This window comes from Kitasatospora sp. NPDC004614, from assembly GCF_042873675.1.
In the GTDB taxonomy this organism is placed as follows: domain Bacteria; phylum Actinomycetota; class Actinomycetes; order Streptomycetales; family Streptomycetaceae; genus Kitasatospora.
Genome location: NZ_JBIALR010000008.1, coordinates 93,689 through 111,846, shown reverse-complemented (window position 1 = coordinate 111,846; position 18,158 = coordinate 93,689). Strand labels below are relative to the sequence as shown.

The following is an 18,158-nucleotide window of genomic DNA, read 5'->3' as shown; positions in this document are numbered from 1 at the left end:
TCTCTGGGAAGGACCTCGGATGGCCCTCGACGCCGACGTCATCGTGATCGGAGCCGGCCTGGCAGGCCTGGCCGCCACCGCCGAACTCGCCGACGCCGGACGGCGCGTCATCCTGCTCGACCAGGAACCCGCCGGGTCGCTCGGCGGGCAGGCGCACTGGTCCTTCGGCGGACTCTTCCTCGTCGACTCGCCCGAACAGCGCCGGATGCGGATCAAGGACTCCCGCGAACTCGCCTGGCAGGACTGGCTCGGCACCGCCGGCTTCGACCGCCCCGAGGACGCCTGGGCGCGCCGCTGGGCCGAGGCGTACGTCGACTTCGCGGCCGGCGAGAAGCGGGCCTGGCTGCACGCGATGGGCGTCCGGCTGTTCCCGGTGGTCGGCTGGGCCGAACGCGGCGGGCTGCTGGCCACCGGACCGGGCAACTCCGTCCCGCGCTTCCACATCACCTGGGGCACCGGGCCCGGCCTGGTCGAACCGTTCGCCCGCCGGGTCCGCGACGCCGTCCGGGCCGGACGGGTCACGCTGCGCTTCCGGCACCGCGTCACCGGCCTTGCCGCGAGCGGCGGTTCACTCGACACCGTCACCGGCGAGATCCTCGCGCCGTCCGCCGTACCGCGCGGCGAGGCCAGCTCCCGCACCGTCGCCGGGCAGTTCGAACTGCGCGCCCAGGCCGTGATCGTCGCCTCCGGCGGCATCGGCGGCAACCACGACAAGGTCCGCGCCGCCTGGCCCGAACGGCTCGGCACCCCGCCCGCCCGGATGCTCTCCGGCGTCCCCGCGCACGTCGACGGCCTGATGCTCGACGTCGCCGCCGAAGCCGGCGCCGGACTCGTCAACGGCGACCGGATGTGGCACTACACCGAGGGCATCGAGAACTGGAACCCGATCTGGGCCCGGCACGGCATCCGCATCCTGCCCGGCCCGTCCTCGCTCTGGCTCGACGCCACCGGCGCCCGCCTCCCCGTCCCGCTGTTCCCCGGCTTCGACACCCTCGGCACCCTCGACCACATCATGCGCACCGGCCACCAGCACACCTGGTTCGTGCTCACCCAGAAGATCATCGAGAAGGAGTTCGCGCTCTCCGGCTCGGAACAGAACCCGGATCTGACGGGGCGTTCCCTTCGACGGGTGCTCGGGCGGGCGCTGCCTGGCGCGCCCGGGCCGGTCGAGGCCTTCAAGCAGCGGGGCGCGGACTTCGTGGTGGCCTCCACGGTGGACGAGCTGGTGCGCGGCATGAACGAGCGCCAGGATGGCGCCCCTGCGATCGACGCCGACGCGCTGCGCCGCGAGATCGAGGCCCGCGACCGCGAGATCGCCAACCCCTTCGGCAAGGACCTCCAGGTCACCGCGATCCACGGCGCCCGCCGCTACCTCGGCGACAAGCTGATCCGCACCGCCACCCCGCACCGCCTGCTCGACCCCGCCGCCGGACCGCTGATAGCCGTCCGGCTCCACATACTCACCCGCAAGTCCCTCGGCGGCCTGCACACCGACCTCGACTCCCGCGTGCTGCGCTCCGACGGCTCGGTGCTGGACGGCCTCTACGCGGCAGGCGAGGCAGCCGGCTTCGGCGGCGGCGGCATCCACGGCTACCGCTCCCTCGAAGGCACCTTCCTCGGCGGCTGCCTCTTCACCGGCCGCACCGCCGGCCGGGCGGCCGCAGCCGCTACGGCCTGATCCGCGTACTACCGGCCGGTCGCGCCGTCGATCTGCTCCCGCAGAATGTCGGCGTGACCGGCGTGCCGGGCCGTCTCACTCGTCATGTGGGCGACCACCCAACGCACCGACAGCAACTCCTCGCGGACCGGCACCGCCACCGGACGCGACAGGTCGGCGGACGCGCCGATCACCGCGTCACTGGCCTCGATCGCCTCCGCGTACGCGGCCAGCACCTGCTCGGCGCTGGTGTTCGCCGGGACCGCCATGTCGAAGTCCGCGTTCTCGTAAGCCATTTGGCCCGCCACATGGTGCCCGAACCAGTACCGCTCGGCCGCCGTCAGGTGCTGCACCAGACCCAGCAGGTTCGTCCCCGTCCCGACCAGGACGCGGCGCAGCTCCTCCTCCGTCAGCCCCTCGGTCTTCTTGACGACGGACTCCCGGGCGAACCTCAGGAAGGCCAGCGCGGTGTCGAGTTCGCTGCTGTCGTTGAACGGAACGGGGCGGCGCTGGGTCTCGGTCGCAGTCATCCTTCGAACCTATCCGGCCGCCGCGTGGGTCGCACCGGGATTTCCGGGTCGGTCAGCCCTGGCCGGTCAGCTGGGCCAGGACGATCTTGGCCATGGTCTCGGCGCCGAGCGTGGACTCCGGATCGAGAGCCAGCGAACCGAGAACGGCGACCGCCGCAGTGGGGTCGCTGTGCTGGAGCAGCAGGGCCTTGTTGACCAGCAGCATCCCCCGGGTCTCCCCGTCCGGGTCCCCGGCCAGCCCGCGTTCCAGGGCGTCGATCTGCTCGTCCGGGTCGGTCAGCAGGGCGGCCAGCTCCTTCCAGGCCGGCGGGAAATCCGGGAAGCGCTGCACGATGCCCTGGAGCAGCTCACGCTTCTGCGCCGGATCCTCCAGCCACTCCAGCTGCAGGAACGCCTGACTGAAACCGTCGAACAGCTCGCCGCGAAGCTCCCGGCGCAGCGTGTCCAGCGTGGTCTTGCAGGTGAAGAACCCACGCGGCGCGATCCGGTCCACCTCCGCGTACAACTTCTCCGCCCCCACAGCGTCACCCTGCAACAACACCGTGAACGCCGCGTCGTACGACGGATGCGGCCACCCCGGCGCCAGCGCCTGAGCCTGCCCCAACAGCCCGAGCGCCTCCTCGTACTCGCCGCGCTCCCCGGCCTCCCGCCCCCGCTGATGCAACAGCCGCGCCTGCGCCGGTACTTCCTCACCCCCGACGAGCTCCCACCCCACCTCCCCGCTCACCCCGGCCAGGTCGCCCTCGGTGAGCTCCCGCCCCTCCGCGTCCCTGAACACAACCCGTCCGGCCATCGGGCACCCCCACCTGTCGCAGCGAATCCGTCGGGTGAGGCTACCGGGTGCAGGGAGCCGGCGTGGAGGAGAAGTACGCGGGCTCCCTGAGGCTCCATGAGAGTGTCGGAGAAGCCTGCTCTCGACCCGCACTCACGAACCCTCCGGAGCTGCCACAGTGACGAGCAACACCGCACAGCAGGACGCCGCAGTCGCCGACAAGTCCATCCTCGCGAACAGCGCGTACGCTGACGGACGCCACCTGGCCGCCCGTCAGTCCATCTACCGGTGGCAGCAGCCGCAGTACGACCTACCCGGGATCGTCGTCGAAGAGCTGGCCGACACCAGCGGCACGGTCCTCGATGTTGGCTGCGGCAACGGCAAGTTCGTCAGCCGTCTGCACACGGACCGCCCGGATCTCCAGGTCGTCGGGATGGACATCTCATGGGGCATCCTCGCCGATGTCCCGAAGCCGGTCCTGGTGGCCGATGCCCAGGCCCTGCCCTTCGCCGACAACAGCGTCGACGCCGTGCTGGCCCTGCACATGCTGTACCACGTGGGCGACATCCCGGGCGCGGTCGGCGAGTTGGCGCGGGTGCTGCGGCCGGGTGGGGTGCTGATCGCGTCGACCAACAGTGAGAGCGACAAGGCGGAGCTGGACCGGTTGTGGGCGCGGGCGGCCGGGGATGTGCTCGGGGTGGCGGAGGGCCCGGGGCGGGTGTCGTTGAGTGCGCGGTTCTCGTTGGAGCGGGCACCCGGGATTCTCCGCGAGGTGTTCGGGGAGGTGCGAGTACGACGGTTGCCCGGGTTGATCGAACTGACCGATCCGGCACCGGTGGTGGCGCATCTGGCGTCGTACGAGGCATGGGCGGGGCAGTGCGGGGTGCCGTTCCGGGAGACGGTGGCGCGGGCGGCCGAGATCGTGGCGGACGTGATCGAGTCCGAGGGGGCATTCCGGATCGGGTGCCTCGGCGGGGAGCTGGTGTGCCGGTACTGAGTGGGCGGGTGCGGAGAATGGGGAGCGTGAACAGAGCGGAGTTGGACGGGCGGCCGGTGACGGTCGGGGAGTTGCAGGTGCTGGCACTGACGAACTACGGGCACTTCACCACGATGTTGGTGGAGGACGGCCGGGTGCGGGGGCTGGGGTTGCATCTGGCGCGGTTGGAGCGGGACTGTGCGGCGGTGTTCGGGGTGCGGCCGGATCGGGAGTGGGTGCGGGAGTTGGCGCGGCGGCAGGCTCCGGCGCGGGGGGCGGTGGTGGTGCGGGTGACGTTGTTCGATCCGGCGATCGACCTGGGGAGTGTCGGGGGGCCGGCGCATCCCCGGGTGTTGGTGACGGCCCGTTCGGCGGGGAGTGGGGTGCCGGGGGCGACGAGGGTGCGGACGGTGCGGTACCGGCGGGATCTGCCGGAGGTGAAGAGCGTGGCGCTGTTCGGGGCGTTGCGGCAGCGGCGGCTCGCGCAGCAGGCGGGGTTCGACGACGCGCTGTTCGTGGACGAGGCGGGCGGGCTGACGGAGGGCGCGACGTGGAACGTCGGGTTCCTGCGGGGCGGTGAGGTGGTGTGGCCGCAGGGGGAGTACCTGGCGGGTACGGCGATGGCGCTGCTGCGCGAGGCGTGCGGTGGGGAGTTCGCCAGGGTGGGGAAGGAACTGGTGGGCGTGGACGCGGTGTTCGCGACCAATGCGACCACCGGCGTGCGGGCGGTGGCGGCGGTGGACGGCCGGGAGTTCGATGTCGAGGCGGCGGGCCTGGCGCGGTTGCGGGCGGCGTACCTGGAGGTGCCGGGTGACCCGCTGTGAGCTGTGACGACGAGTCATGATCGGGCCGGGCACCTCGCGGCGGAGGTGGCTTTGCCAACACATGGTCTGATCATGTGCTCGGCCAGACCGACACGATGACGCTCGTTCACCGAGCATCCGGATGGCGGCCACCGGCCACTGACAGTCTCCCGCGCATGGATATCCCCAACATGGGCGTGCCCGCCCAGCTGGCCGCTCGCATGAACATGGCCGAGCAGCACGAGTACCTGCGCAGCAAGCTCTCCCGCCGCACCCTGCTGCGCTCCAGCGCGGTGACGGTCGGCGTGCTGGCCGTCGGCGGGGCGCTGGGCTCCGGCACGGCGTTCGCCGACCAGGCCGCGAAGCAGGGCAACGCGACGGACGCGGTGTCCGGTGCGCTGGTCGCCCCGGTCGGTCGTCACCTGCAGTTCGGTGCCGAGGCCGACACCCAGATGCGGGTGTCCTGGCAGGTGCCGGCGCCGGTGAAGAAGCCGTTCCTGCGCTTCGGCCGGCACCCGTGGGAGCTCAGCCACAAGATCGAGGCCGAGGTCCGGGCGCTGCACACCCCCGCGCTGGTCGACGGTGCCACCCCGGTCGACCAGTACTACCTGCACGTGGAGCTGAACCACCTGCAGCCCGGCACCACCTACTACTACGGCGTCGGCCACGAGGGCTTCGACCCGGCGTCGCAGCAGGCGATCTCGACGCTCCAGACCTTCACCACCGCGCCGTCCCGCAACGGCCGGCGGGGCCGCCCGTTCGAGCCGTTCACCTTCACCGCCTTCGGTGACCAGGGCGTCTCCTCGCACGCGGCCGGCAACGACCACGTGATCCTGGCCCAGAAGCCGGTGTTCCACCTGCACGCCGGCGACATCTGCTACGCCGACCCGATGGGCCAGGGCAAGGACAGCGACCGCGTCGCGTTCAACGCGCTGACCTGGGACGCGTTCCTCGCGCAGACCGAGACGGTGGCGGCGAGGATCCCGTGGATGGTCGCCTACGGCAACCACGACATGGAGGCCTGGTACTCGCACAACGGGTACGGCGGCGACGACGCCCGCTTCACCCTGCCGACCAACGGCCCGGACCCGCGCAAGGCGCCCGGCGTCTACGCGTTCAACTACGGCAACGTGGGCGTCATCTCGCTGGACGCCAACGACGTCTCCTACGAGATCCCGGCCAACCTGGGCATCACCGCGGGCCGCCAGACCGAGTGGCTGGAGCGCAAGCTGCGCCAGCTGCGGGCGGACGAGGCGATCGACTTCGTGGTGGTCTTCTTCCACCACTGCGCCTTCTCCACCACCCACCAGCACGCCTCCGACGGCGGCGTCCGGGACGCCTGGGTGCCGCTGTTCGAGAAGTACCGCGTGGACCTGGTCATCAACGGCCACAACCACGTGTACGAGCGCACCGACGCGATCCTCGGCAACAAGGTCAACAAGGCGGTGCCGAGCGGCGCCGGCATCGACCCGGCCAAGGACGGCGTGGTGTACGTGACCGCCGGTGCGGCCGGCCGCAGCCTGTACTCGTTCGACGCCCCCGACACCTACGAGGGCCACGAGAACCACCAGGACGAGGTGGTCACCTACCACTTCGACAAGGGCAGCGTGAAGGTCGCGGAGACCGTGCAGTGGTCGCGGGTCCGCTACACCGGCTACTCGTTCATCAAGGTGGACGTCACCCCGGCGCACCGTGGTGCGACCAGCACCATGAAGGTCACCGCGCTCGCCGAGAACGGCACCCAGATCGACCACTACTCGATCACCCGCCGCGCGGGCCGCAGCGAGCACGGTCACTGACGCCCACGTGCGGCGCCCCCGGCCCCGGTGCTGTCGGGTCCGGGGGCGCCGCCGTCTAGGGTTGTTCGGTGAGTACCGCCCGTTCGATCATGTTGTTCGCCGTGGCCGCGCTGCTGGAGATCGGCGGCTGCTGGCTGGTCTGGCAGTCCGTTCGCGAGTCCCGCCCGTGGTGGCTGGCCGGCCTCGGCGTCCTCGCGCTCGGCCTGTACGGCTTCACCGCCGCCCTCCAGCCCGACGCCAACTTCGGCCGGGTGCTGGCCGCGTACGGTGGGGTCTTCGTGGCGGGCTCCCTGCTGTGGGGCGTCGTCGTGGACGGCTTCCGCCCCACCCGCTGGGACGTGTTCGGCGCGCTGATCTGCCTGGCCGGCGTCGGCGTGATCATGTACGGACCGCGTCGCTGAGCGGGCCTCAGGCCGCGACCCACCGCCAGCCGTTCTTGTCCTCGCACCGGATGGTGCGCCCCGAGGCGTCCGTACCCGACACCCCGTGGTCCGAAGCCCGGCAGTACTGGCCCGCCTTGTAACAGTTCCCCGCGTTCGACAACGGGTGGCACCCCGCCGCCTCCTGCGTGTGCGTCGGCTCCGCCGGCGGCTTGGCGGTGGTGGTCTTCGGCGCGGGCTGCGGCGGCTGGGTGGCCGGCGGGGTCGGCGTCTCGGCGCTCGGGCTCGGCGTGGCGCTCGGCGTCGGGCTCGGTGTCGGCGTGGGCGACGGCGTCTCGGACGCGCTGGGCGATGGCGCGCTGCTGCTGACGGCGGCGGGTGTGGACGGCGCGGCGGGCGCCGTGTCGGCGGGCTCGCAGGCGGTGGCGAACAGTGCGGCGGCCAGCAGCGCACCGGCCGCGGAGGCCCGGCGCAGGCGGAGGGAGAAGGACAAGACGGCTCATCTCGGAAGGGCGGCTCAGGACGGGACGCCATCCTTCCGAGTGTGTGCGAGCCGTGTAGTTCGAGTGATGGGTTCGTTATCGATCGGCAACCGGAGCGCGGTGCGGCAACGTACCTTCGACGCAGGCCCGGACGTGCCGGCTCGGGTCCTCGCGCAGCTGCCGGATCACCGCGAAGGCCTCCGAAGTGCCGATCAGCGCAAGTGACTTGACGGCCTGGGCGCGTACCCGCTGGTCGCCGTCCCGGGTGGCGGCTTCGAGGCGCTTCAGCCGCTCCGGTCCGTCCGGGAGCCGGGGTTCGAGCCAGGTTCGGGAGATCGGTTCGCGGATCCAGGGGATCCGACGCTCGACCAGGGCGGGGTCGGTCTCGGCGATCCGCCGGATGCCGTGGGTGGCGAGTCGCCGGATCTTCCGGTTGGTCGTGGTGTTGACCAACTCGACCAGCACGTCGAACAGTTCGGGGTCGCCGCGCTCGGCCAGCGGGCGGACCAGCTCGGTTCGGACCACGCCGTTCAGCAGGAGGGTGACGACCAGGTCGGTGGCGCGTCGGTCGGTGCAGCGGGCCAGGGCGTTCATGACCAGCGTGCGGTTGCCGTGGAGCGGGTTGCGGGCCTCGGCGAGGAGCAGGTCCACGGCCGGGTCGGGGCCGAGCTGTGTCAGGGCCGTGATCAGCATCGGCTGTGCCCACTTCGCGCGGCGGAAGGCGTCGACGAGGGCGGGCACCGCCTCGGTCGCGCCGAGTCGGGTGAGGGCCACCACGACGTCGTGGACGACCCCGTTGGTGCGGCCGATGGCGGCGATCAACTCGGGGACGGCCTCGGTGAGTTCGAGCCGGTGGGCGACATGCGCGGCCCGGTCGGGTGCGGCGGTCGGGTCGCGCAGCACGGCGAGGGCGGCGCGACGGCGGGCCTCGGTGCCGCCGATCGCCTCGATCGCCTCGTCGGCGGCGCGCTGCAGCACACTGCTCCGGTGGCCGAGGGCGGCCGTCAGCACGGGCAGGGCGGACGCGTCGCCGTGGCGGCCCAGGGCGCGGACGGCGCCGAGGTGTGACGGGTCGGCGGTGACGAGGGCGATCAGCCGGCGGTTGATCTCCTGCGGCCGGCGGGGCGTCGGTTCGTCCTCGGCGAGCCCCAGGACCGGGCGCAGCCGCTGTAGGTCGTACTCGGTGACGGCTGCGCGGGCGGCGGGGTCGTCGAGGCGGCGCAGGACCCGGGCCGCGCTGTCGCGCAGCAGCTCGTCGGGGTAGGTGACCAGGCGCAGGGCGAGCGGCAGTTGGGCGGTGGTCATGCAGCTGGCGGCGACTTGGATCAGGGTGAGCCGTCCGTTGTGTGCCTGGGCCGGGTCCAGCCGGTCGGCGGCGGCGAGCAGCGGTTCGACCGCTTCCGCGGGACGGATCCGATCGCACATCACCCTGGCGTAATGGGCGGTCTCGGGGTCGGCGGATTCCAGGTCGGCGATCAGCTGCCGGATGCCGACGGCATCGGGGGCGCCGTGCCGGACCAGGTCGGCTTCGGCCCGCTGCCAGGCCCAGTATTCGGCCATCGCGGCTCTCGGCCCCGGTACGGTGCGCCGGCAGTCGCGGATCAGGGCGCCCCGCGCAAGGGACTTGGCGGAGAGGCGGAGGCGCGCGGTCGCCTCGGCCCGGACGCCCTCGGCGGCGTCGATCAGCCGGGTGTCGATCCCGGCCTCGACCAGCTGCGGGCGCCGCCACCCGCCGTGTTCCGCCAGGCCGTGCACGTAGACGGCGGCGACGGTGATCGGGTCGGCGGTGCGGGCGGCGACGGCGGTGGCGAGCTGTTCGATGCCGTCCAGTGCCAGGGTCGGGGTGCCGTCGAACATGACGGTGCGGCCGCGGAGTTGACGGTGGGTGAAGGCCCGGACGGCCGAGGTTCGCATGCCGCGCATTGTGGGCGACCGGGTGCCCGCGCCGCCAGCCTCCCTGCTGGGAGCTGCCGGTGCGGGTTCGAACTACTGTGCTAGGTTCGCCTGGTTTCGACAGCGGATGATCACGAGGGTGGGGCATGGCGGAGCAGCCGGTGCAGCGGATCACGAGCCAGTGGGTGTGGGGGATGTCGGCGGTGGGGGCGCTGGTCCTGCTGGGCACGGTGGCCTGGGGCTCCGGGTTGATGCCGTCGGCGGTCGGGCCGGGGGGTGCCGAGCCGGCTGCCTGCAGGCCGCCCACCGCGAGTGACGACCCGGGCTATCCGGCGACCTGCGCCGCGCTGAACCGCCCCGATCTGCCGCAGCTGCTGGACCTGCCGGGTGAGCACGTCTCGATCGCACAGCCCGCGAGCTTCCTGCTGACCGCCCCCAGGTCGGCGGCGGAGGTGCAGATCGGCAGTGTCAAGGTCGCCCTGTCGGTGCATCCCACCCGGCAGTACGACGCGGACAGCGCCCTCCTCGACGTGGTCGCCGGCCTGGACCACGTCGCCGGCCGGCCCACGATGCACTACTCGGACCCGACGATCGCCTTCCGGCTCGGCCCCGGCACGGCCGCCCCTGCCGAGCGGTCCAGCGGCCGGGCCGAACACCTGTCGGTCGCCCAGAACGCGGACGGCAGCGGCGGTTCCCTCGAACTGGTCATCTGGGACGTCCAGGGCGGCGAGGTGAACGGCCTGCGGCTGAACACGCTGGCCGAGAAGCTGATACCCACCCTGGACGGCTGGCCCTCGCCCCCGCTCGCCGCCGAGCCGGGCAAGTCGCCCCGGCCGTCCCCGTCCCAGACCCCGGTCCGGCCGTTCGGCGGGCGCTGAGCCGGGCGCCGAGCCGGGCGCGCTGAGCCGGGCGCCGAGCCGGGCGCGCTGAGCCGGGCGCCGAGCCGGGACCGGATACCCCACCGTCCGGTACGACGCGGCGGGCAGGCCGACCGGCGTCAGCCCGCTCGGCGACCCGGTGGCCGGTCGGCCGGCCATGGGCCACTCGGAGCCCACGTCCTGGATCAGCTTCGACTCCGCGGGCAAGGCCAAGTCCGGTGGCGGCCCCGGCGGCAGGACCGAGACCCTCCTGGCGGCCCGGAACGCGGACGGCTCCGGCGGCTGCGTCGAGTTGGCCGTGTGGCGCGACGACGGTGGCCCGGTGAACCGCGAGATGCTGCTCCGCCTCGCCGAGAAGATCTGCCCACCCTGGACGGCTGGGGCCCGGCCGGAGCGGCGAGCGGCCCCGGCCGTCGGCTGACGCGCCGCTACTGGCGGTAGGTGGCCAGGAAGCGCCCGATCCGGTTGATGGCCGTCTCCAGGTCGTCGGCGCGGGGGAGGGTGACGAAGCGGAAGTGGTCGGGGCGGGGCCAGTTGAAGCCGGTGCCCTGGACGATGTGGATCTTCTCGCGGAGCAGCAGGTCGAGGACGAAGCGCTCGTCGTCGACGATCTTGTGGACGGCGGGGTCGAGCTTGGCGAAGGCGTAGAGCGCGCCGCGCGGCTTGACGCAGGAGACGCCGGGGATCTCGTTCAGCGCCCGCCAGGTGACGTCGCGCTGTTCGGTGAGGCGGCCGTTCGGCAGGACCAGGTCGTTGATGGACTGCCGGCCGCCGAGCGCGGCCTGGACGGCGTACTGGGCGGGCACGTTGGGGCACAGGCGCATGCCGGCCAGCATGGTGAGGCCTTCGAGGTAGTCCTTGGCGCGCTGCTTGGGGCCGGAGACGACCAGCCAGCCGCTGCGGAAGCCGGCCACCCGGTAGGACTTGGAGAGGCCGTTGAAGGTGAGGGTGAGGACGTCGTCGGCAAGGGCGGCCAGGCAGTGGTGCTCGACGCCGTCGTAGAGGATCTTGTCGTAGATCTCGTCGGCGAAGACCATCAGGTTGTGACGGCGTGCCAGGTCGAGCAGGCCTTCGAGGAGTTCCTTCGGGTAGACCGCGCCGGTCGGGTTGTTCGGGTTGATCACCACGATGGCCTTGGTGCGGTCGGTGATCTTCGAGGCGATGTCGTCCAGGTCCGGGTACCAGTCGGACTCCTCGTCGCACAGGTAGTGCACCGCCTTGCCGCCGGCGAAGGTCACCACGGCCGTCCAGAGCGGGTAGTCCGGCATTGGGACGAGCACCTCGTCGCCGGTGTCCACCAGGGCCTGCACGCTCATCTGGATCAGCTCGGAGACGCCGTTGCCGAGGTACACGTCGTCCACGCCGACGTTCGGGACGCCGCGCTGCTGGTAGTACTGCACGACGGCGCGGCGGGCCGGCAGGATGCCGCGGGAGTCGCTGTAGCCGTGCGCGTTGGCGAGGTTGCGGACGATGTCCTGGACGATCTCCTCGGGCGCCTCGAAGCCGAACGGCGCCGGGTTGCCGGTGTTCAGGCGCAGGACGCTGTGGCCGGCCTCCTCCAGGGCGTTGGCGGTGTCGACGACCGGGCCGCGGATCTCGTAGCACACGTCTTTCAGCTTGCTGGACTGGCGAAACTCCATCAGCGGCCTCCCGACCCGTCACCGAGCCCCTGCGGCCGGCTTGCTTCGTTCTACCAAGTGAGCACTTGGAAAGTCCAACTTCTTGGCTATGCTGACGACATGCCACGCCGAAGCTACGACCAGTACTGCGCCGTCGCCCGCGCCCTGGACGCGGTCGGGGAGCGCTGGAGCCTCCTGATCGTCCGTGAACTCCTCGGCGGACCGCGCCGCTACACCGACCTGCACGCCGACCTGCCGGGCGTCTCCACCGACATCCTGGCGACCCGCCTCAAGCAGCTGGAGGCCGAAGGACTGGTCGAGCGCCGCCGCCTGGAGCGCCCCGCCAACGCCACCGTCTACGAACTCACCGACCGCGGCATCGAACTGCGCCCCGTCATCGAGGCGCTCGCCCACTGGGGCACCCCCGAACTCGGCGAGCCGCGCCCGACCGACGCCTTCCGCGGACACTGGTACGCCGCCAAATGAGTTGAGCCGTACCACAGTTGGGTAAAATCACGTCGTCCGGGCACGACCGGTCGCCCGGCGGCGAACGGGGGGTTCCGCTGTGCTGCGTCCAATCGCGATGCTTGTCGATGTCTACCGCTGGTCACGCCGCCGGTTCGGGCGCCGGCGCCCGGCGTACGACCACACCGAGGCCCACCGCGCCGCCGTCGGCCGGGACGTCGCGGCGGCCCAGCACCACCGCTCCGCCAACCACACCTGGACCGGCGGCGGACCGGCCCAATAGCCCGGTGCTGTCGGCGAGTTGTGCTTGGCTGGCGGCCATGGACGACTCCTCGCGCATGTGGATCACCGCCGTACCCCCGTTCGGGCCGGACGAGATCGGGGTGCTGCTCTCGCTGGACGGCGAGTCCGCCGACCCCGGTGAACAGGCCGCCTTCCGCCTGCTGGACCGCGGCCACGAGGGCGAGGAGGGCGTCTTCTACCTGCTGCCCTTCGACCTCTCCGCCCGCTACACCCGCACCGGCGACCGGCTGGCCGTCACGCTGGTCGCCCAGCGGGCCGTGCTCGACGAGGAACTCGCCGCACCAGAGCGACAGTTGGACGAGGGCGGCTGGGTGATGCTGCTGCGCCGCGAACTCGTTACCGACTTTGAGCCGGCCGAGCAGGACGGCGAGAAGCAGGCCGTCCTGCTGATCGACCACCTCGGGCCGGTGCATACCCTGGACGAACTGCTCGCCGGGTTCGAGGCCGGGGATTCGGGGATCGCGGTGCTCAACGCCCAGTAGGAGGAGGGGACATGCCGGAGACCGACCGTTCGCGCGCGCTGGGCGGGCTGGTGGCGGGGGCGCTCGGGGCGGTCCTGGGGGTGGCCCTGATCCTGCTGGCCTGGGGCGTCATGGCGCTGCTCGGCGACAGCGAGTTCCCGTCCGGCCTACAGGGTGCGGCGCTCATTCCGGCGGGCGGCCCCATGCGCTCGCTGTGGGACCGCCGGCCCGTGAACCGGCGGCCCGCCGTGCTGGTCGCGCTGCTCCTGCTCCTGCTGGTCGTCATGTTCGTGACCGCCCTCGGTGACCTCTATGTCGAGGATCCGGACGAGCAGTCGGGCCTCGCTCAACTGCTGTTCGGCTACGTCCCGGGGGTGTTGCTGTTCGGCACGGTCTTCGGCGCCCTGTGCGGCGAGTCCGTCGACGAGCCGGGCCCCCACTGGCTGCGCTTCACCGGCCGCGGGGGCCGCTTCCATCTCGCCGTGTACGGCGGCCTGTTCGCGCTGCTGATGCTGACCGTGGTCGCGATCGGGGCGTCCGGCTGACACCGGTTCCGCGGCCGGGGGACACGCCCGATTAGGGTGCTATCGCGGAGTCTTGGGCCTTTTGCCCGGTATGGTCGGCGGGCGTCCGATCGTCCCCCCTGGGAGCATCCGCCATGCCGCAGCCCCAACCGGTCCTCGCCAATCTGACCGGGGCCGCCGTGTTCCTGGTGCTCGGCATCGAGGACGGTGGCGAGCAGGCCGTCCGCGACCTGCTGCCCGACCTCGGCGGGCTGACCCGCTCGGTCGGCAGCCGCGCCCCGCACGACGGGCTGGCCCTGGTCGTCGGCATCGGATCGGACGCCTGGGACCGGCTGTTCGCCGGCCCCCGCCCCGCCGGGCTGCACCCCTTCGAGGAGTTGGCCGGCTCCCGGCACCTCGCCCCCGCCACCCCCGGCGACCTGCTGCTGCACGTCCGCGCCGAACGCATGGACCTGTGCTTCGAACTCGCCACCAGGATCACCGGCCGGCTCGGCGCCGCGGTGAGCGTCCTCGACGAGACGCACGGCTTCCGGTACTTCGACTGCCGCGACCTGATCGGCTTCGTCGACGGCACGGAGAACCCGGTCGGCCAGGACGCCACCGACGCCGTGCTGATCGGCGAGGAGGACCCGGCGTTCGCCGGCGGCTCCTACGTCATCGTGCAGAAGTACCTGCACGACATGGCCGGTTGGAACGCGCTCAGCACCGAACGGCAGGAGCTGATCATCGGGCGCACCAAGCTCGACAACGTCGAACTGGACGATGCGGCCAAGCCCGCGGACTCGCACGTCGCGCTGAACACCGTCACCGGGCCGGACGGCGAGGGGCTCGACATCTGGCGGCTGAACATGCCGTTCGGCTCGTTCACCGAGGGCGGCGAGTGCGGCACCTACTTCATCGGCTACGCCCGCGACCCGTGGGTGACCGAGGAGATGCTCCGCAACATGTTCCTCGGCCGCGGGCCCGCCACCCACGACCGGCTGCTGGACTTCTCGACTCCCGTCACCGGGACGCTCTTCCACGTCCCGAGCAAGGACTTCCTGAGCGACCCGCCGCCCGCGCCCGGCACCCCCGACGCGGCCCGGGCACGCACCGACGCACCGTCCGCACCGCAGCCACCGGAACCGTCCGCACCTTCGGCGGCCCGGGACGGCAGTCTCCACATCGGCAGCCTGAAGAGGAGTCTCTCCCCGTGAACAACCTGCACCGCGAGCTGGCGCCCGTCTCCGCCGCCGCCTGGGCCGAAATCGAGGAGGAGGCCCGGCGCACCTTCACCCTGCACCTGGCCGGCCGCCGGGTGATCGACCTGCTCGGCCCCGACGGGCCGGAACTCGCCGCGATCGGCACCGGCCACCTCGCCGACATCGCCGCCCCGTCCTACAACGTCCAGGCCCGGGCCCGGGAATGCCGGGCACTGGTCGAACTGCGCGTCCCGTTCACCGTCACCCGGGCCGCCGTGGACGACGTCGAACGCGGCTCCAAGGACTCCGACTGGGACCCGGTCAAGGACGCCGCCCGCACCATCGCCCTCGCCGAGGACCGCGCCGTCTTCGACGGCTGGTCCGCCGCCGGCATCACCGGCATCCGGGACGGCTCCAGCAACCACCCCGTCGCCCTGCCCGCCGACGTCCGCGAGTACCCCAACGCCGTCAGCCGCGGCCTCACCGCGCTGCGCCTGGCCGGCGTCGGCGGCCCCTACTCGCTGTTGCTCGGCGCCGACATCTTCACCGCCGTCAACGAGACCTCCGACCATGGCTATCCCGTCCACAACCACCTCGCCCGGCTGCTCGACGGCGACATCATCTGGGCCCCAGCCGTCGAGGGCGCCATCCTGCTCTCCGCCCGCGGCGGCGACTTCGAACTCCACCTCGGCGAGGACCTGTCGATCGGCTACCTCTCGCACGACGACAGCACCGTCCACCTCTACCTGCAGGAGTCGCTCACCTTCCAACTGCACACCCCCGAGGCCTCGGTGTCCCTCACCTCCGACTGATCAAGTGGCTTTAGTGGAGCGGGAGTTGGCGTTGGGAGGGGCGGAATCAGGCCAATGGTGAAGGGAGGCTTCCGGGTGCCGGGCGGGGGCGCCACGATGTGAGGCATCGCAAGGGCGTTCGGTGATGAGGGGAGCACGCCGTGTCCGATCCTTCCGTTCCCAAGTGTCCGTTTCTCGACCCCACTGCGGCCTCGCCGCACGCGGAGGCCGCCGAACTGCGGGTGCAGGGCCCGGCGGTGCTGGTCGAGCTGCCGGGCCGGGTCCGCGCCTGGTCGGTGACCAGGCACAGCGTGATCCAGGCACTGACCACCGACCCGCGGGTGTCGCGGGACTTCCGCCGCCACTGGCCGGGGGTGGCGGACGTGCCGGAAGGCTGGGTGCTGGGGTCGGTGGCGTTCCAGGACAGCCTGGTGAACCGGTACGGCGAGGAGCACCGCCGGGCCAGGGGCCGGATCGCCCCGAGCTTCATGCCGCGCCGGGTCAAACTGATGCGCCCCCAGGTGCAGGCGATGGCCGACCAGCTGGTGGCGGCACTCGGCGCGCTCGCGCCGGGTGAGCGCGCCGACCTGCGGTCCGCGCTGGCGAGGCCGCTGACCATGACGGTGATCTGCGACCTGTTCGGCGTGCCCGAGGAGCGGCGCGAGAGGCTGGGCGCGCTGATCGACCGCGCGCTGGACTCCTCCATGGCCGAGGACGCCGCGCTCGCCGTGCAGAACGAACTCTACGAGCGCCTCGGCGAGTTGGCCGCCCACAAGCGGGCCAACCCGGGCGCGGACCTGACCAGCGACCTGCTGCTCTCCGACCGGCCGGGCGAACAGCCGCTGGCGGAACACGAGTTGGTCGGTACGCTGTTCACGATGATCGCCGCCGGCTTCGAGACGGCCGTCAACCTGATCTCCAGCGCCGCGCTGGAACTGCTCACCCACCCCGAGCAACTGGCCCGGCTGCGGGCGGGCACGATCGACTGGACGGACGTGATCGAGGAGACGCTGCGGGTGGAAGGCCCCGTCATGTACGTCCCGCTGCGGTACGCGCTGGAGGACATCGACCTCGGCGAGGGCGTGCTGATCGCCAAGGGCGACCCGATCATGGTCGGCTTCGCCGCCGCGGGCCGCGACCCGCAGGAACACCCGGACCGCCCCGACGAGTTCGACCCCACCCGCGCGGACAAGAGCCACCTGGCGTTCGGCCACGGCCCGCACTTCTGCGTCGGCGCACCGCTGGCCCGGCTGGAGGCGGAGGTGGCACTGAGCACCCTGTTCGAGCGACTGCCCGAGCTGGCCCTGGCCGAACCCGGGCAGCGGCCCGCCCGCCTCCCGTCGCTGGTCGTCAACGGCCCGGAGGCCGTGGAGGTGGTGCCCCGGCCCCGCAGCGCCCCGGTTACGCCTGGGTAGGGTGGGGCGGGGCAGGAGCGAAAATCCAGGAGGCGGTGTGCGGCAGTACCGGGCGATGGTGGCGGTCGGGGACTCGTTCACCGAGGGGATGTGCGACGACGTCCTGCCGGACGGGGAGTTCCTGGGCTGGGCGGACCGGGTCGCGGGCGTGCTGGCGGCCGAGCAGGACGGCTTCCGGTATGCGAACCTCGCCGTGCGGGGCAAGCTGATCGGCCAGATCCGGGACGAGCAGGTGGGCCTGGCGGCCGCGACCGACGCCGACCTGGTGACGCTGGCGGGCGGGCTGAACGACGTACTGCGGCCCGGGTGCGACGTCGCCGAGGTGGAACGGCGGCTCGGCGAGTGCACGGCCGAACTGGTCGCCGAGGGCCGCACCGTGGTGCTGTTCACCTCGACCGACCCGACCCGGCGGATGGTCGGCAGCGCGCGACTGCTGCCGGCGATCCTGCGGATGAAGGCGTTCGTCGAACGGACGGTGCGGGAGTACCCGGGCCGGGCGGTGCTGGTCGACCTGTTCTCGGCGCCCGCGTTCGACGACCGCCGGCTGTGGGCGGAGGACCGGCTGCACCTGTCGCCGGAGGGCCACCGCCGGGTCGCGCTGGCGGTGCTGGAGGCGCTCGGCCGCCCGTCCGAGGAGGACTGGCGGGCGCCGCTCGCCGAGCTCGACACCCGCACCCGGGGCCAGAAGGTCCGCGAGGACGCCCGCTGGCTGCGCACCCACGTCGGCCCGTGGATCGGCCGGCGGCTGCGCGGCCGCTCCTCCGGCGACGGGCGGCCCGCCAAGCGGCCCGAGCTGCTGCCCTACCAGGCGTAAGGCGTCAGGAGAGCCGGATCGTGAGCCCGACGGTGCCGGTCCGGCCGCGGCGCAGCAGGCTGCCGAGGTGGGTGAGCCAGAAGAGCACGTGGTACTTGCGGGCGAGCAGCTTCCGGTAGCGCTCGGTGGTGGCCGCGTCGGCGATCGTCGCGGTGGCCGGCACGCTCTCGCCGCTGGGGTTGCCGCGCAGGTCGCACGCGCCGACCAGGACGTCGGCGCGCCGCCGGATCCGCTTGACCTTCCACGATTCGGCGGCGGTCCACACCCCGAGGGTGTCGCCGTCGCGCACCATCCACACCGCGGTCGGCACGGCGCTGCCGTCCTTGCGGTAACTGGTGACCAGCAGGTACTTCCCGGCGGCGAGCCGGTCCAATTCGGTGTCGGCCATGGCCGCGAGTGTACGGCCGGCGGCCGG

Annotated in this window: 20 protein-coding genes and 1 pseudogene; 15 read left to right on the top strand and 6 right to left on the bottom strand. The window is 72.3% G+C overall.

Annotated features, from left to right (window positions below; translation table 11 throughout):
• The first annotated feature begins 19 nt into the window (after positions 1–19).
• Positions 20–1,678: an FAD-binding dehydrogenase gene (locus ACFYST_RS19015; protein ID WP_387863770.1), complete on the top strand. Its 1,659-nt coding sequence runs from the start codon at positions 20–22 to the stop codon at positions 1,676–1,678.
• Between the two features lie 8 nt (positions 1,679–1,686).
• Here ACFYST_RS19015 and ACFYST_RS19010 read toward each other — a convergent pair whose 3' ends face one another.
• Positions 1,687–2,187: a DinB family protein gene (locus tag ACFYST_RS19010; protein ID WP_387863767.1), complete on the bottom strand. Its 501-nt coding sequence runs from the start codon at positions 2,185–2,187 to the stop codon at positions 1,687–1,689.
• A 52-nt stretch (positions 2,188–2,239) separates the two neighbouring features.
• Positions 2,240–2,980 carry a hypothetical protein gene (locus ACFYST_RS19005; protein WP_387863765.1) on the bottom strand — a complete coding sequence of 247 codons (741 nt, stop codon included), beginning with the start codon at positions 2,978–2,980 and terminating at the stop codon, positions 2,240–2,242.
• Positions 2,981–3,137: 157 nt separating this feature from the next.
• On the opposite strand from ACFYST_RS19005, the gene ACFYST_RS19000 reads away from it, so the two are divergent.
• The 4 genes from ACFYST_RS19000 (at position 3,138) to ACFYST_RS18985 (ending at position 6,938) form a co-directional block, all read left to right on the top strand.
• Positions 3,138–3,956, top strand: coding sequence for a class I SAM-dependent methyltransferase (locus ACFYST_RS19000; RefSeq protein ID WP_387645589.1), 819 nt, complete (start codon positions 3,138–3,140; stop codon positions 3,954–3,956).
• A gap of 26 nt (positions 3,957–3,982) precedes the next feature.
• Complete coding sequence (locus ACFYST_RS18995; protein WP_387863763.1) at positions 3,983–4,759, top strand: aminotransferase class IV; 777 nt, start codon at positions 3,983–3,985, stop codon at positions 4,757–4,759.
• Positions 4,760–4,914: 155 nt separating this feature from the next.
• Entirely contained in the window at positions 4,915–6,537 is a 1,623-nt protein-coding gene (locus ACFYST_RS18990; protein ID WP_387863761.1) for a purple acid phosphatase family protein, read from the top strand.
• A gap of 68 nt (positions 6,538–6,605) precedes the next feature.
• Positions 6,606–6,938 (top strand): YnfA family protein, encoded by a 333-nt coding sequence (locus ACFYST_RS18985; RefSeq protein WP_387645581.1) that lies wholly within the window; start codon positions 6,606–6,608, stop codon positions 6,936–6,938.
• 7 nt (positions 6,939–6,945) lie between these two features.
• Here the strand turns inward: ACFYST_RS18985 and ACFYST_RS18980 are convergent, their stop codons facing one another.
• Positions 6,946–7,410, bottom strand: coding sequence for a hypothetical protein (locus ACFYST_RS18980; protein WP_387645579.1), 465 nt, complete (start codon positions 7,408–7,410; stop codon positions 6,946–6,948).
• A gap of 85 nt (positions 7,411–7,495) precedes the next feature.
• Positions 7,496–9,313 (bottom strand): HEAT repeat domain-containing protein, encoded by a 1,818-nt coding sequence (locus ACFYST_RS18975; RefSeq protein ID WP_387863758.1) that lies wholly within the window; start codon positions 9,311–9,313, stop codon positions 7,496–7,498.
• A 125-nt stretch (positions 9,314–9,438) separates the two neighbouring features.
• On the opposite strand from ACFYST_RS18975, the gene ACFYST_RS18970 reads away from it, so the two are divergent.
• Complete coding sequence (locus tag ACFYST_RS18970; RefSeq protein ID WP_387863755.1) at positions 9,439–10,170, top strand: DUF6215 domain-containing protein; 732 nt, start codon at positions 9,439–9,441, stop codon at positions 10,168–10,170.
• A gap of 157 nt (positions 10,171–10,327) precedes the next feature.
• Positions 10,328–10,591, top strand: coding sequence for a hypothetical protein (locus ACFYST_RS18965; protein ID WP_387863754.1), 264 nt, complete (start codon positions 10,328–10,330; stop codon positions 10,589–10,591).
• A 7-nt stretch (positions 10,592–10,598) separates the two neighbouring features.
• On the opposite strand, the gene ACFYST_RS18960 is transcribed toward ACFYST_RS18965, so the two are convergent.
• Positions 10,599–11,810 carry a pyridoxal phosphate-dependent aminotransferase gene (locus tag ACFYST_RS18960; protein ID WP_387863751.1) on the bottom strand — a complete coding sequence of 404 codons (1,212 nt, stop codon included), beginning with the start codon at positions 11,808–11,810 and terminating at the stop codon, positions 10,599–10,601.
• Between the two features lie 99 nt (positions 11,811–11,909).
• Between ACFYST_RS18960 and ACFYST_RS18955 the strand changes: the two are divergent.
• The 8 genes and pseudogenes from ACFYST_RS18955 to ACFYST_RS18920 all read left to right on the top strand — a co-directional run.
• Positions 11,910–12,266: pseudogene (locus ACFYST_RS18955) on the top strand (winged helix-turn-helix transcriptional regulator); the annotation flags it as partial.
• Between the two features lie 106 nt (positions 12,267–12,372).
• Positions 12,373–12,537, top strand: coding sequence for a hypothetical protein (locus tag ACFYST_RS18950; protein WP_387863748.1), 165 nt, complete (start codon positions 12,373–12,375; stop codon positions 12,535–12,537).
• A gap of 37 nt (positions 12,538–12,574) precedes the next feature.
• Positions 12,575–13,039 carry a hypothetical protein gene (locus ACFYST_RS18945; RefSeq protein ID WP_387863745.1) on the top strand — a complete coding sequence of 155 codons (465 nt, stop codon included), beginning with the start codon at positions 12,575–12,577 and terminating at the stop codon, positions 13,037–13,039.
• 11 nt (positions 13,040–13,050) lie between these two features.
• Complete coding sequence (locus tag ACFYST_RS18940) at positions 13,051–13,563, top strand: hypothetical protein (RefSeq protein WP_387863742.1); 513 nt, start codon at positions 13,051–13,053, stop codon at positions 13,561–13,563.
• A 113-nt stretch (positions 13,564–13,676) separates the two neighbouring features.
• Positions 13,677–14,738 carry a Dyp-type peroxidase gene (locus ACFYST_RS18935; protein ID WP_387863740.1) on the top strand — a complete coding sequence of 354 codons (1,062 nt, stop codon included), beginning with the start codon at positions 13,677–13,679 and terminating at the stop codon, positions 14,736–14,738.
• On the top strand, positions 14,735–15,535 hold the full coding sequence (locus tag ACFYST_RS18930) for a family 1 encapsulin nanocompartment shell protein (RefSeq protein WP_387645560.1): 801 nt from the start codon (positions 14,735–14,737) through the stop codon (positions 15,533–15,535). The genes ACFYST_RS18935 and ACFYST_RS18930 overlap by 4 nt, the downstream gene beginning before the upstream one ends.
• Before the next feature lie 140 nt (positions 15,536–15,675).
• Positions 15,676–16,929 carry a cytochrome P450 gene (locus ACFYST_RS18925; protein WP_387863738.1) on the top strand — a complete coding sequence of 418 codons (1,254 nt, stop codon included), beginning with the start codon at positions 15,676–15,678 and terminating at the stop codon, positions 16,927–16,929.
• A 37-nt stretch (positions 16,930–16,966) separates the two neighbouring features.
• Positions 16,967–17,743: an SGNH/GDSL hydrolase family protein gene (locus ACFYST_RS18920; protein ID WP_387863736.1), complete on the top strand. Its 777-nt coding sequence runs from the start codon at positions 16,967–16,969 to the stop codon at positions 17,741–17,743.
• 4 nt (positions 17,744–17,747) lie between these two features.
• On the opposite strand, the gene ACFYST_RS18915 is transcribed toward ACFYST_RS18920, so the two are convergent.
• Complete coding sequence (locus ACFYST_RS18915; protein WP_387863733.1) at positions 17,748–18,131, bottom strand: PPOX class F420-dependent oxidoreductase; 384 nt, start codon at positions 18,129–18,131, stop codon at positions 17,748–17,750.
• Between the last annotated feature and the right edge of the window lie 27 nt (positions 18,132–18,158).